Here is a 13,765-nt window from a genome sequence, read left to right on the forward strand (position 1 = left end):
GCGCCCGCGGCGACGGTCTGCACGCTCCGGCTGACCTCCTCCGCTGCGCCGGCCACGACACCCGACTGCGCCGAGGTCTCGTTGGCCGAGGCCGAGATCTGCGCCGACGACGCCGACAGCTCCTCCGACGACGCCGCCACCGCGTCTGCAGCACCCACGACCGAGGACATCACGCTGCGCAGGTTCTGCTGGGCGGCGTCGAGCGCCGCGGCCATGCGGCCGACCTCGTCGTCCCCGTCGACGGAGGCCGACACGGTCAGGTCACCGGCCGCGAGGGCCTCGGCCGAGCGCTGCACGGTCTGCAGGTTCCGGACCATGCGACGGACGACGACGACGGTCAGGCCGACCGCGAGGACGACGGCGGTCAGGGACGTGACCAGCAGCAGGGTGACGGCGCTGTTCGCCTCGTCCTCGCTGGCGGTGTTGCGGGCGACGGCCTGGGCGGACTGGGCGAGGCCCTCCTCCTCCAGCCCGTCGGCGATGTCGGTCAGCAGCGGGCTGGAGACGTCCCGGTAGACCTGCGCGTACAGCGCCAGGTCACCCGTGTCAGCAGCCGGGAAGAGCTGGGTGGTGGTCGTGCTCAGGAACTGCTGCCGGGCGGTCTCGTACTTGTCGATGGCCGCCTGGTCGACGACGAAGGGCTCGTACTCCGCGAGGGCCGCGTCGACGTCGGCCTGCTTCTCGCCCATCTCGCCGAGCAGCTCGACCCGGCGCGCGGGGTCGGAGACCGCGTACTCCAGGACACGGGCACGGTGGGCTGCGGTGGCGCGCTGCACGGCCGACAGGGCGTTGAGCGGCTGCAGGTTCTCGCTGTAGATGCGCTCCTGCCCGTCGCGCATCTCACCGATGCGCGAGACCGCGAGGAGGTTCGTGGCGATGACGACGACGGCGAGCAGGCCGACGACCAGGCCGATCTTCATCCCGATGGGGCGGTCGGCGAACCAGCCACCCCGTCGGCGGGGGCCGGACGAGGTCAGACGGACGGACATGCTCACTCCTGTGCGCGCGAAGAAATGGCGGACTGCGGCCCGCATGTGGTGCGTTCCTGCCGGGTACGGGATGACCTTCCGACATTTCGGACGGCTCAGTACGGCAATGGCGGGCGTGTCGCCGACAAAGGTCGATGACCATTCCTGAGGTGTCGACATGACACCATTTCTGGAGCGGTGAGCAGCCCCGGGAACGGCGAGAGCGCGGAACCGGTGACCCGGTCCCGCGCTCTCTTCCCTCGCGCCCCCCGGCGCGTCCTGCGTCAGTAGCTGAAGCGGCTCACCGTCGTCCGCAGGTCGGCGGCCATGCGGGACAGCTCGTCGACCGCGGTGCGGGTCTGGGTCAGCGCCTGCGTGGTGGACTCGGCTGCGGTCGAGACCCCGGTGATGTTCTGCGCGATCTCCCCCGTGCCGCCGGCCGCCTCCTGCACCGAGCGGGCCATCTCGTTCGTCGTGGCGGTCTGCTCCTCCACAGCCGAGGCGATGGTCGTCTGCCGGTCGGCGATCTGGGCGACGATCGAGGAGATCTCCCCGATCGCGGCGACGGCAGCGGTGGTGTCGCCCTGGATGGCCTCCACGCGGCGCGCGATGTCCTCCGTGGCCTTGGCGGTCTCCTGCGCCAGCTCCTTGACCTCGTTGGCGACCACCGCGAAGCCCTTGCCGGCCTCGCCGGCGCGGGCGGCCTCGATCGTCGCGTTGAGCGCGAGCAGGTTGGTCTGCTCCGCGATGGAGGTGATGACCTTGACGACGTTGCCGATCTCGGCCGAGGACTCGCCCAGCTTCGCCACGGTGGCGGTGGTGGTCTCCGCCGCCGACACCGCACGCGACGCCACATCCGACGCCTCGGCCGCGTTCGACGCGATCTCCCGGATCGAGGCACCCATCTGCTCCGCACCCGCGGCCACGGTCTGCACGCTCCGGCTGACCTCCTCGGCCGCCGAGCTGACCACGCCGGACTGCGCGCTGGTCTCCTCCGCCGACGCGGAGATCTGCGCCGACGAGGCGCTCAGCTCCTCCGACGACGCCGCCACCGCGTCCGCGGCACCGACCACGGTCGCCATCACACCGCGCAGCTCCACCACCGCGGCGTCCAGCGCCTGGCCCATCTGGCCCAGCTCGTCCTTGCTGGCCAGGCCACTCGCGCCGGTCAGGTCACCCTGCGACAGCTGCGTCGCGAGCTCCTTGACCTGGCGGGCCGAGCGGGCGATCCCGCGCGCGACGGCCCAGCCGACCGCCAGCGCCACGGCGATGCCGCCGATCAGGAGCGCGAGCGCCGTCGTCCGCTGGGTCTCGTACTGGTCCTGCGCGTCGGCCGCCGCCTGCTCGGCCGCCGCGCGCTCACCGTCCCCCAGCTCACCCAGCGCGTCCTCGACCTGCTGGGCGAGGGGCGCGGACTGCGTGGTCATCGCCGTGTAGAAGCCCACCTGGTCGTTGGCGAGGCCGAGCGGTGCGACCTGCGTCTCCGCGACCTGGATGTACTGGTCGAAGGTGTCGCTGATCTGGGCGAGCGTCTCCTGCTGGGCGGCGGTCTGCCCGACGGCCAGGTAGGTGTCCAGCTGGTCGTGGAAGGTCACCGCCAGGTCGTCCATGCCGGCCAGCTGCTGCTGGGCCACGGCCGGGTCCGGCGTCACGAAGACGTCGCGCAGCTGCTTGCGGGTCTGCCCGATGGTGACCGCCATCGCGTCGAGCGCGGAGACGCCCTGCACGTTCTCGTCGTACATCTGCTGGGTCGCGTCGGCCGAGGACCCGAGGGCGAGGATGCCGGTCACGCCCACCGTGGTGGCGACGACGCCCGCGGCGCCCACGGCGGTGAGGATCTTCGTGCTGACGCCGCGGTCGGCCCACCACCTGGCGGAGGGCCGGCTCGCGCCGGACGCGGCGGGGGAGGTCGGGGTGCTCATGGTGCTGCTCCTGGAACTGGACGGGATCGAGGTGTCGGCGTCGCGTCGTCCCAGGGGTCCGGCGCGCGGCGTGAGGCGAAGATAGGGCCGAATCGGACGTTTACGGGCCGTTAACAGGGCGTGTCGGGAGCTCCCGGGAAATGACCCCGGTGACCGTTTTCCCGGTGTCGACATGACCATTTCTGTGCGACGGCGACTCGACAGCCGAATGGCACGGGAATGCAGCAGGGGCGCACGGCGGTCGCCGCGCGCCCCTGGTGCGGGACGGCCCCCTCAGGCCGGCACTCAGTAGCTGAAGCGGCCCACCGTCGTCCGCAGGTCCGCGGCCATGCGGGACAGCTCGTCCACCGCGGTGCGGGTCTGGGTCAGCGCCTGCGTGGTGGAGTCCGCCGCCGACGAGACGCCGGTGATGTTCTGCGCGATCTCCCCGGTGCCGCCGGCTGCTTCCTGCACCGACCGGGCCATCTCGCTGGTCGTGGCGGTCTGCTCCTCGACCGCGCTGGCGATCGTGGTCTGCCGGTCGGAGATCTGGGCGACGATCGAGCTGATCTCGCCGATCGCGGCCACGGCGGCGTCGGTGTCGCCCTGGATCGCGTGCACCCGACGCGCGATGTCCTCGGTCGCCTTGGCGGTCTCCTGCGCCAGCTCCTTCACCTCGTTGGCGACCACCGCGAAGCCCTTGCCCGCCTCACCGGCACGAGCCGCCTCGATGGTCGCGTTCAGCGCCAGCAGGTTCGTCTGCTCCGCGATGCTCGTGATCACCTTCACCACGTTGCCGATCTCCGCCGAGGACTCGCCCAGCTTCGCCACCGTCGCGGTCGTGGTCTCCGCCGCGGTCACCGCCCGCGAGGCGACCTCGCTGGCCTCGGCGGCATTCGACGCGATCTCCCGGATCGAGGCACCCATCTGCTCCGCACCCGCAGCCACGGTCTGCACGCTCCGGCTGACCTCCTCGGCCGCCGAGCTGACCACCCCGGACTGCGCCGAGGTCTCCTCCGCCGACGCGGAGATCTGCGCCGAGGACGCCGACAGCTCCTCCGACGACGCCGCCACCGCGTCCGCGGCACCGACCACGGTCGCCATCACGGTGCGCAGCTCCACCACCGCGGCATCGAGCGCCTGCCCCATCCGGCCGAGTTCGTCGCTCGTGTCCAGGCCGCTCCGGATGGTCAGGTCGCCCCGCGACAGCGCCGCCGTCACGTCGCCGACCCCCGCCGCCTGGCGCGCGATGCCCCGGGCGATCCAGAAGCCGAGGCCGCCGGCGAGGACGATGCCCACCGCCATCAGCACGAGGGCGAGAATGCGCTGCGACTCGTAGTCCGACCGGATGGAGGCGGCCGCCTGCTCGGCCTCCGCCGACTCGGCATCCCGCAGTTCCCGGATGCCCGCCTGGACGGCCTTGCCCAGCGACGAGCCCTGGTCCGCGTTCTGCGCCATCCAGTTCGTGAAGTCCTGCGCCTGGGCCAGCGGCACGAGCACGTCCTGCTGGAAGCTGACGTACGCGTCTGCGTCGGTGAGGATCTGGTCGAGCGCCGCGGCCTTGCCGGCGTCGCCCATCGTCGTGGCGCGGTAGGTCTCCGCGGAATCCTGGAAGTCCGTGGCCAGGGTGGCGACCGCGGCCATGTTCGCGGCCGGCTCGGCGCCCAGGATCGTGTCCCGGATGTTCACCCGCATGTCGGTGACCAGTGCGTACATGTCCCCGATGGCGGCGACGCCCCGGAGGTTGCTCTCGTACAGGTTCTCCGCGGCGTCGGCCGAGGCGCTCAGCGCCTGCAGGCCCATGAAGCCGACCGCGCCGGTGACGACGGCGGAGAGCCCGACCGTGGCGAGCACCTTCGTCTTGACGCTGCGGTCGCCCCACAGGCGGGTCGCCCGCGGCACGGGGGTCGTCGTCGGGTCGGTCATCGCGTTCTCCCGGAATCTCAGAAATGGGGAAGGAAGTCGCGCCGGAGGGCCGCGCTCTGTTCCCAGGATGACTGATCCGAAACATCTCTGGTCATATATCTGCAAGCGTGTCGGAATCGAATCGGATGAAACGGGTCGACCATTCTGATCGCCATGTCGACATGTGCGCAGAATGGACACGACGACCGATCACCGGAGAAAGCGAAGGAGCGCCCGGTCGGATGACCGGGCGCTCCTCCGTGCCCCTGCACGGTGCGATCAGTGGCCCCCTCGCGCGGGCCGGACGGGGTGGCGGGTCAGTAGCTGAACCGGCCCACGGCCGCGCGGAGGCCCGACGCCATCTGGGACAGCTCGTCGACCGCGGTGCGGGTCTGCGCGAGCGCCTGGGTGGTGGAGTCGGCCGCCGTCGAGACGCCGGTGATGTTGTCGGCGATCTGGCCCGAGCCCTGCGCGGCCTCCTGGACCGAGCGCGACATCTCGTTGGTGGTCGCGGTCTGCTCCTCCACCGCCGAGGCGATGGTGGTCTGCCGGTCGGAGATCTGGGCGACGATCTGCGAGATCTCGCCGATCGCGGCGACGGCAGCGGTGGTGTCGCCCTGGATGGCCTGCACCCGGCGGGCGATGTCCTCGGTCGCCTTGGCGGTCTCCTGCGCGAGCTCCTTGACCTCGTTGGCGACCACCGCGAAGCCCTTGCCGGCCTCGCCGGCGCGGGCGGCCTCGATGGTCGCGTTCAGCGCGAGCAGGTTGGTCTGCTCCGCGATCGAGGTGATGACCTTGACGACGTTGCCGATCTCGGCCGACGACTCGCCGAGCTTGGCGACCGTCGCGGTCGTGGTCTCGGCGGCGGTCACGGCGCGAGCGGCGACCTCGGAGGCCTCGGCGGCGTTGGTGGCGATCTCGCGGATGGAGGCACCCATCTGCTCGGCGCCCGCGGCGACGGTCTGCACGTTGCGGCTGACCTCCTCGGCGGCGCTGGCGACGACGCCGGACTGGGCCGAGGTCTCGTTGGCCGAGGCCGAGATCTGCGACGACGAGGCCGAGAGCTCCTCGGACGAGGCGGCCACGGCGTCGGCGGAGGCGACGACGGAGGCCATGACGGTGCGCAGCTCGACCTGGGCGGCGTCCAGCGCGGCGGCGGTGCGGCCGAGCTCGTCCTTCTGGACGATCCCGGTGCTGCGGGTCAGGTCACCGGCGGCGATGCCCTCGGCGACGTGCTGCACGGCCTGCAGGGTGCGGCGGATGCCGCGGGCGACCGTCCAGCCCAGGCCGAAGGCCAGGAGGGCGCCGACGACGACGACGGCGATGAGGGCGGTGCGTGCGGAGCTCGCGGTGTCGGCGACGGAGTCGGCGAGCGCGGCGGCCTCGGTGGTCTCCGACTTCAGGAGGGCGTCGATGCCCTCACCGATCTGGGGGAGCAGCTGCTGCGACTGGGCGTACAGGGCGCCGGCCGAGGCGGGGTCGACGGCGGCGGCCGCGGTCACCTGGGCGTTGAGGTCGGCCCACGCCGTGTAGGTCTCCTGCAGGCTGGCGGCGAGCTCGCGCTGCTCGGCGTTGGGAGCAGTGACGCCGTACCGCTCGGCGGCATCGGCGACGGCGACACCGGCGGCGGCGGAGGCCTCGGAGTACTTCGCGGCGTCGGCCGAGCCACTCGTCTGCTGGATGTAGGACATCGCCTGGTTCAGCTGGAGCTCGAGGAACTGGGCCCGCATCTCCTCGACCTCGAGGAGGCCGCGGGTGCTCTGCTCGTAGCTCTTCGCCGCGCTGTCCGCGGCGTCGTTCAGGGAGACGACGCCGACCGCACCGACGGTGACGCCGGTGAGGACGGCCACGGAGACCGACGCGAGGATCTTGCGCGAGACCGACATGTCCGCGAGGACACGTCGACCACCACCGTTCTTTGCCACGACAACACTTCCGATCGCACTGGGGGTGAGGGGCCGACCCGTTTCCTGCCCGGGCCGAGAAGTGCCGGAGGGAGCCGGCGACAGGTCAGAAGTTAGGGGCAGGACCGCCGTACCGAATGGCATTCGAGGCGTGTCGCAGCTTCCTGTTCACAACGGTTTCACAACGGAGTCGACACTTCTCGGAACCGTTTTTGATGACCATTCTCTGCGATGTCGACATGACGTCAGGGGAATGGCGGTGACTGTTTCGCGCCGGCCGGGGGAGTGCTCCAGACGACGGGAGCGCGGGACCGGTGTTCCCGGTCCCGCGCTCCGGCGGTGCTCGTCGTCAGGCGGTGCGCCTGCCTCAGTAGGTGAAGCGGTCCACCGTCCCTCGCAGGTCGACGGCCATCCGGGACAGCTCGTCCACGGCGACCCGCGTCTGGGACAGCGCCTGGGTGGTCGTCTCCGCGGCCGTGGACACGCTGCCGATGTTCTCGGCGATCTGCCCCGAGCCGCCGGCGGCCTCTGCCACGGAGCGCGACATCTCACTGGTCGTGGCGGTCTGCTCCTCGACTGCGCTGGCGATCGTGGTCTGCCGGTCGGAGATCTGGGCGACGATCGAGCTGATCTCCTCGATCGCGGCCACCGCCGCCGTCGTGTCGCCCTGGATCGCCTGCACCCGGCGCGCGATGTCCTCGGTCGCCTTCGCCGTCTCCTGCGCCAGCTCCTTCACCTCGTTCGCGACGACCGCGAAGCCCTTGCCCGCCTCACCGGCGCGAGCGGCCTCGATCGTGGCGTTCAGCGCCAGCAGGTTCGTCTGCTCCGCGATGCTCGTGATCACCTTCACCACGTTGCCGATCTCGATCGACGACTCGCCCAGCTTGTTCACCGTGGCCGTCGTCGTCTCGGCCGCACTGACGGCGCGCATCGCGACCTCGGAGGCCTCCGCGGCGTTCTGCGAGATCTCCCGGATCGAGGCACCCATCTGCTCGGCCCCCGCGGCCACCGTCGCGACGCTGCGCGACACCTCCTCGGCCGCCGTCGAGACCACGTTGGACTGCACCGAGGTCTCCTCGGCCGAGGCCGAGATCTGCGCCGAGGACGCCGACAGCTCCTCCGACGACGCGGCGACCGCGGTGGCCGAGGCCGCGACACCGGCCATCACCTCGCGCAGGTTGGCCTGGGCCACGTCGAGCGCGCCGGCCATCTGGCCGATCTCGTCCCGGGAGGTGACGCCGGCGGACACGGTCAGGTCACCGGTGGCCAGCGCGTCGAGGGCGGCCTTGACCCGCTGCACCGGGCGGGTGATCGACCGGATGATCAGCCAGCTGAGCGCGAGGACGACGACGACCGCGCCGAGGGCGACCGTGATGCTGAGGGTCTCCGCCCGTGCGATGGCGTCCGTCAAGGTCACCTCCGCGGCGCTGCGGGCGGCGGACAGCTCGTCCTTGGCGGCACCCACGGCACTGTCGGTGAGGTCGTTGGCCGTCTGGATGTCCTCCCACCGCACCCGGCTGCCGACCTGGTCGGCCACGGCGCCGTTCACGAACGCCTCGATGGCGGCGGTGTAGTCGCCGAAGCCGGCCTGCAGGGCGGCCACGGACTCGGCGGCCGAGCCCTCGAGCTCGATGGCGGCGAGCTCGGCGAGGATGCCCTCGGGGGTGGCGATGTCGTCGGCCAGCTCGGGCAGCTGCTCGGCGGGGACGTCGCGGACGAGCGCCTTGAAGCCGTCGACCTTGAGCTCGCTGGCCCGGGTGTCGAGCTGGAGGACGAGGGTCTCGGCGTCGGCGAGGTCCTGCAGCCGGGCGGTGGCGTCGCGGACGGTGCCGTTCCCGGCGATCACGACGGAGAGCAACCCGGCGAAGGCCAGGACGACGACCCCGACGAGCACGCCGAACTTCACCGCCAGGGGGCGGTCGGCGAACCAGCCGGCCGAGCGCGTGGCCGGCGGGGCGAGTGCGGTGGTGGTCACGGGAACTCCATGGAGACAGGGACGACGAGGTGTGCGGCGCCAGCGTGGGGTCGCTCCAGCAACCGCCGACGTTCCCGCGCCCGTCAGTGACGAAATCGTGGTGTTTACGCCGGGTCGCGGTTCCCGGCGGTGTCGACCTGTCGATCCGCCGGTCCGGGTCCCCGCACGCGGCCCGCGGGGCCAGCGCCACCATCGACGCAGGTCATCCCCCGGATCGCCCGGGCGGTCGACTCAGCCGGAGGCGGCGGCCAGTGCCTCGTCGAGCGCCACCAGGAGTGCGACCGTCTCGGCCGGGTCCGCGACCCGTGCCGTCGCCCGCGTCTCGCCGGGTCCCACCTTCACCCCGAGGTCGTCCGGGCCCAGGACACCGAAGGCGTCCTCGTCGGTCACGTCGTCCCCCAGGTAGACGACCGCCTCGGCGCCGAGCTCCCGGCGCAGCCGCTGGACGGCGCTGCCCTTGTCGGCGTCGGTGACGGCGACCTCGAGGACGTCCTTGCCCGGCTTCAGGGTGAGCGCCGGGTCCACCAGCTCGCGGGCGCGCTCCAGCAGCGCGGCGGCCGCGGCCCGGTCGGTCACCTGACGCACGTGCACCGCCACGCTGGCCGGCTTGACCTCCAGGCGGGCACCCGGCGTCCCCGCGACGACGGGTGCGAGCAGCTCGGCGAGGGTGTCGCGCCGGCCGGCCAGCTCACCGCTCAGCGGCCCGTCGAACTCGGCCCCGTGACTGCCGACGAACCGGTACGGGCCGCTCAGCCCGCTGGTCTGCTGCAGGTCGGCGACGCCGCGGCCGCTGACCAGCGCGACGGTGACGCCGTCTCGGGCGGCGAGCCGGGCGAGCACCTCGGCCGCGCCGGGCTGGGGGACGGCGGCGGAGGGGTCGTCGTGCAGAGGAGCCAGGACGCCGTCGTAGTCACTGGCGACGAGGAGCGGCCTGCGGGCGGCCAGCCGGGGGAGCGCGGCGCCGGGTTCCGTCACGCGTGCTCCTTGAGGGCGTCAGCGCGGCGCGCGCGCACGACGGTGGGCGAGGTCGGCATGTCAGGCGTGTTCCTTGAGGGCCTCGAAGAAGGATCCAGCCCAGTGCTCGAGGTCGTTCCGGAACAGGTAGCGGCGCATGGCGCGCATGCGCTTGGCGCCCTCCCCGGGCTCCACCCGCAGCGCCCGGACGATCTGGTTCTTGACGCCGGTGATGTCGTGCGGGTTGACCAGGAACGCCTGCTTGAGCTCCGCGGCGGCACCGGCGAACTCCGACAGCACCAGCGCCCCGCCCAGGTCCCCACGAGCGGCGACGTACTCCTTGGCCACGAGGTTCATGCCGTCGCGGTAGGGCGTCACGAGCATCACGTCGGCGGCGCGGTAGAGCGCCGCGAGCTCCTCGCGGGGCACCGACTGGTTGATGTAGTGCACCGCCGGCCCGCCGAGCGTGCCGAAGATGCCGTTGATGTGGCCGACCTGCTGCTCGATGGTCTCGCGCATGTGCACGTAGTGCTCGACCCGCTCGCGGCTGGGCGTGGCGACCTGCACGAAGACGGTCGACGGGGCCTCGACGACGCCGTCCTCCAGCAGCTCCTGGAAGGCGGCGAACCGGATGCCGATGCCCTTGGTGTAGTCGAGCCGGTCCACCCCGAGGATGATCTTGTCGGGGTCGCCGAGCTCCTTCCGGAGCTCCGTCGCCCGGCTGAGCACCTCGGGCGACCGGGCCAGCTCGTCGAACGACTCGACGTCGATCGAGATCGGGAAGGCCCGCGCCGCGACGGTCCGCCCGTCGTACTCGATCTCCCCGCGTCTGGTGGGCAGGTCGTGCAGGCGACGGGCGAGCTGGACGAAGTTGCTGGCCGCGCTGGGCAGCTGGAAGCCGACGAGGTCGGCGCCGAGCAGCCCCTCCACGATCGCCGAGCGCCACGGGAGCTGGGTGAAGAGCTCGTAGGGCGGGAACGGGATGTGCAGGAAGAACCCGATGGTGAGGTCCGGCCGGCGCTGGCGGAGCATCGCCGGCACCAGTTGCAGCTGGTAGTCGTGCACCCAGACGATCGCGCCCTCGCCGGCCACCTCGGCCGCCCGGTCGGCGAACCGCTTGTTGACCTGCACGTAGGAGTCCCACCAGGTCCGGTGGTACTCGGGCTTCTCGACCACGTCGTGGTACAGCGGCCACAGCGAGGCGTTCGACATGCCCTCGTAGTAGCGGTCGATCTCGTCTTCGCTGAGCTCCACCGGGATCAGCGACATGCCGCCGGACTCGAACGGCTCCGGGGCCGGCCCCGCCGAGCCGGACCAGCCCACCCACGCGCCGCCGCGGCCGGCCACGAAGGGCTCGAGGGCGGTCACGAGACCCCCGGGGCTGCGCTGCCAGCGGGTGCTGCCGTCGGGGTCGGTCACCTGGTCCACCGGGAGCCGGTTGGCCACGACGACCACCGGGCTCTCCGCCCGCGTCTGGTTCTCCGGGTTGTCGGCCATACCGCCCGCGACCCTACCGACCCGGGCCCGGTCAGAAATCGGCGGCCAGCACGTAGCCGGCCGCGGCCGCCCCCAGTCCGAGCACCAGCGTGGCGGCCAGGTAGGCCAGGGCCCGCCCCACGGCGCGCGCCTCGACCAGCCGGACGACGTCGGCGCCGAAGGCCGAGAACGTCGTCAGGGTGCCGCAGAACCCGGTGCCCACGAGCGCGACCAGCCACCCGGGCGCGGAGTTCGCGCCGAGCAGAAGGCCGAGGACCAGGGCGCCGGCCACGTTGACCACGAGGGTGCCGAGCACGCTGCCCCGACCCCGCCGGCGCGTGGCGACGCGTTCGGCGACCAGCCGCAGCGGGGCGCCGGCCGCCGCACCGAGCACGATCAGCAGCGCGGTCACGCGACCTCCTCCTCGACGGAGACGATGGCCTCGGTGGTCGTGCTGCCCCGCCCCAGCGACACGCCGGCGGCCGCGGCGAGGATCCCCCCGGCCACGGAGGCGACCGCGTATCCCACGGCCAGGCCCGCCGCTCCGTCGTCCACCAGCCGTACGACGTCCACGGCGAAGGTGGAGTAGGTCGTGTATCCGCCGAGCACCCCGGTGCCCAGAAGCGGCCGCAGCCACGGATGCGCGGGGAACCGGGCGAAGACGGCACCGAGGAGCACACCGAGCAGCAGGCAGCCGGTGAGGTTGACCAGCAGCGTCGCCGTCGGCCAGCTCCCGGGGGAGGTGGGCAGGGCGGCGGCGACCCCCCACCGGGCGAGCGCGCCGAGCGCCCCGCCCACGGCGGCCAGCAGGTATGGCACGCGCCCTCCCAGGCATAGGAAGCAACACCCACGTCCCGGCCGTGAGGACGTGGGGAGAGCTTCCTATGCCTGGCCGGTGCCGGGCGTCAGGCGGGTGGCCTCAGCGGCGGCGGGTCTCGGGGAAGAGCAGGTCGACGAAGCGCTCGGCGGTGGGCTGGGGCTCGTGGTTGGCCAGTCCGGGGCGCTCGTTGGCCTCGATGAACACGTACTCGGGGCCGTCGACGGCGGGCACGAGGAAGTCGATGCCGGTGACCGGGATGCCCAGGGCGTCGGCGGCGCGCACCGCGGCCTCGGCGATCGTCGGGTGCAGCCGGTCGGTGACGTCCTCGATGGTGCCGCCGGTGTGCAGGTTCGCCGTGCGCCGGACCTGCACCCGCTCACCGTGCGGCGGGACGTCGTCCATGGCGTAGCCGGCCTCGGCGACGACCTCGGCCGTGGTGTCGTCCAGCGGGATGCTGGACTCGCCGCCGGTCGCCCGCTCGCGCCGCCGGCTGGTGCTGCGCACGAGGTCGGCCACCGGGTGCCGGCCGTCGCCGATGACCTCGGCGGGACGCCGGACGGCGGCCGCGACGACCGTCCCGTCGATGACGACGACGCGCAGGTCCTCGCCGGAGACCAGCTCCTCGACCAGCACGTCCGGGCAGAACTGCAGCGCCAGCCGCACGGCCCGGGTCAGCTGCTCCTCGTCGGCGACCCCGACGGTGATGCCGCGGCCCTGCTCGCCCCGCGCCGGCTTCACCACGACCGCACCGACGTCGGTCATCAGGGCACGCGCCTCGGCCAGGTCGTCCTCCCGGGCCAGCGCGCCCTGGGCGACCCGGACGCCGGCCCGCCGCATGATCCGGCGGGTGACCCGCTTGTCGTCGCACCGGCTCATGGCCACGGCGCTGGTGAACTCCGACAGCGACTCGCGGGTGAGCACCGTCCGGCCGCCGAGGGTCAGCCGCATCTCGCCCCACTCGGCGTCGGTGACCTCGACGCGGATGCCGCGGCGCAGCGCCTCCTCGGCGATGATCGTCGCGTAGGGGTTGAGGTTCTCCAGGCCCGGCGGGCGGGAGGCGAACAGTGGGGTGTTGATCGGGTTCTTCCGCTTGACGCAGACCGCCGGGACCCGGGTGAAGCCGAGCTTCCGGTAGAGCGTGATCGCGGGTGTGTTGTCGTGCATCACCGACAGGTCCAGGTAGGCCCGGCCGCGGCCCACGTACCGCTCGGCCAGCACCCGCACCAGAGCCTCGCCGGTCCCGGGCGGGGCGTCCTGCTTGTCGGCGACCAGGCACCACAGGCTGGTGCCGCCCTCCGGGTCGCCGAAGGCGAGCGCGTGGTCGACGCCGGTGACGGTGCCGACGATCCGGCGGGTGCGGGTGTCCTCGGCGACGAGGTAGCTGAAGGTCCGGGTGCGGTGGTTGGCCCACATGACCGCCGGGTCGGCGCCCACCATGCCGTTGCGGGCGTAGAGGTCGTTGATGACCGCCATCTCGGCCTCGGAGGTCACCGTCCGGACGAACACCCCGCGGATGACGTCGGGCCGCGACCGGTAGCGGTGCAGGTCCAGCCGGTAGGTCAGGGACGGGTCGATGAACAGCTCGTCGGGCGCCATGCCGACGAGCACCTGCGGGTCACGCGGATACACGCAGATGTCCCGGCGCCCGGTGATCTCGTCACGCAGGGCGTGCACGACCCCGTCGAGCTCGCGGAACGTCTGGCCGAAGACCAGCCGGCCCCAGCCCAGGTCGAGGACGACGTCATGCGCCATGCCCTCGAGCTCGTGCGCCGACGGCTCGTGCCAGGAGCGGCTGGTCAGGGCAGGGGTGGACGGGACGGTACGACGCCGCGATCCGGCGACCCGGGCGGACACGGCGGCCC

10 protein-coding genes are annotated in these 13,765 nt (G+C 72.5%); all 10 read right to left on the bottom strand.

From position 1 onward, the window contains the following. On the bottom strand, positions 1 to 989 hold a 989-nt coding region (locus N555_RS0125030; RefSeq protein ID WP_029434226.1), incomplete at its 3' end, for a HAMP domain-containing methyl-accepting chemotaxis protein. A 263-nt stretch (positions 990 to 1,252) separates the two neighbouring features. Further along, positions 1,253 to 2,890, bottom strand: coding sequence for a methyl-accepting chemotaxis protein (locus N555_RS0125035; RefSeq protein WP_029434227.1), 1,638 nt, complete (start codon positions 2,888 to 2,890; stop codon positions 1,253 to 1,255). Between the two features lie 285 nt (positions 2,891 to 3,175). Beyond that, positions 3,176 to 4,795, bottom strand: a complete 1,620-nt coding sequence (locus N555_RS0125040; protein ID WP_029434228.1) for a methyl-accepting chemotaxis protein — start codon at positions 4,793 to 4,795, stop codon at positions 3,176 to 3,178. Between the two features lie 296 nt (positions 4,796 to 5,091). Further along, positions 5,092 to 6,660 (bottom strand): methyl-accepting chemotaxis protein, encoded by a 1,569-nt coding sequence (locus tag N555_RS0125045; RefSeq protein ID WP_051684448.1) that lies wholly within the window; start codon positions 6,658 to 6,660, stop codon positions 5,092 to 5,094. Positions 6,661 to 7,045: 385 nt separating this feature from the next. Then, complete coding sequence (locus tag N555_RS0125050; protein ID WP_029434230.1) at positions 7,046 to 8,653, bottom strand: methyl-accepting chemotaxis protein; 1,608 nt, start codon at positions 8,651 to 8,653, stop codon at positions 7,046 to 7,048. A 231-nt stretch (positions 8,654 to 8,884) separates the two neighbouring features. Continuing rightward, entirely contained in the window at positions 8,885 to 9,628 is a 744-nt protein-coding gene (gene otsB / locus N555_RS0125055) for a trehalose-phosphatase (protein WP_029434231.1), read from the bottom strand. Positions 9,629 to 9,688: 60 nt separating this feature from the next. Beyond that, entirely contained in the window at positions 9,689 to 11,104 is a 1,416-nt protein-coding gene (locus N555_RS0125060; RefSeq protein WP_029434232.1) for an alpha,alpha-trehalose-phosphate synthase (UDP-forming), read from the bottom strand. A gap of 31 nt (positions 11,105 to 11,135) precedes the next feature. Next, positions 11,136 to 11,495 (bottom strand): fluoride efflux transporter FluC, encoded by a 360-nt coding sequence (locus N555_RS0125065; protein ID WP_029434233.1) that lies wholly within the window; start codon positions 11,493 to 11,495, stop codon positions 11,136 to 11,138. Next, positions 11,492 to 11,902 (bottom strand): fluoride efflux transporter CrcB, encoded by a 411-nt coding sequence (crcB, locus tag N555_RS0125070; RefSeq protein ID WP_051684449.1) that lies wholly within the window; start codon positions 11,900 to 11,902, stop codon positions 11,492 to 11,494. The genes N555_RS0125065 and crcB overlap by 4 nt, the downstream gene beginning before the upstream one ends. A gap of 100 nt (positions 11,903 to 12,002) precedes the next feature. Next, positions 12,003 to 13,757, bottom strand: a complete 1,755-nt coding sequence (gene ngg / locus N555_RS0125075) for an N-acetylglutaminylglutamine synthetase (RefSeq protein ID WP_029434235.1) — start codon at positions 13,755 to 13,757, stop codon at positions 12,003 to 12,005. Between the last annotated feature and the right edge of the window lie 8 nt (positions 13,758 to 13,765).

The organism is Blastococcus sp. URHD0036 (genome assembly GCF_000701365.1).
GTDB lineage: Bacteria > Actinomycetota > Actinomycetes > Mycobacteriales > Geodermatophilaceae > Trujillonella.

Coding starts and splice junctions, on each gene's coding strand:
- N555_RS0125045 (WP_051684448.1), bottom strand. CDS start 6,660: ATGTCGGTCTCGCGCAAGATCCTCGCGTCGGTCTCCGTGGCCGTCCTC.
- N555_RS0125035 (WP_029434227.1), bottom strand. CDS start 2,890: ATGAGCACCCCGACCTCCCCCGCCGCGTCCGGCGCGAGCCGGCCCTCC.
- N555_RS0125060 (WP_029434232.1), bottom strand. CDS start 11,104: ATGGCCGACAACCCGGAGAACCAGACGCGGGCGGAGAGCCCGGTGGTC.
- N555_RS0125040 (WP_029434228.1), bottom strand. CDS start 4,795: ATGACCGACCCGACGACGACCCCCGTGCCGCGGGCGACCCGCCTGTGG.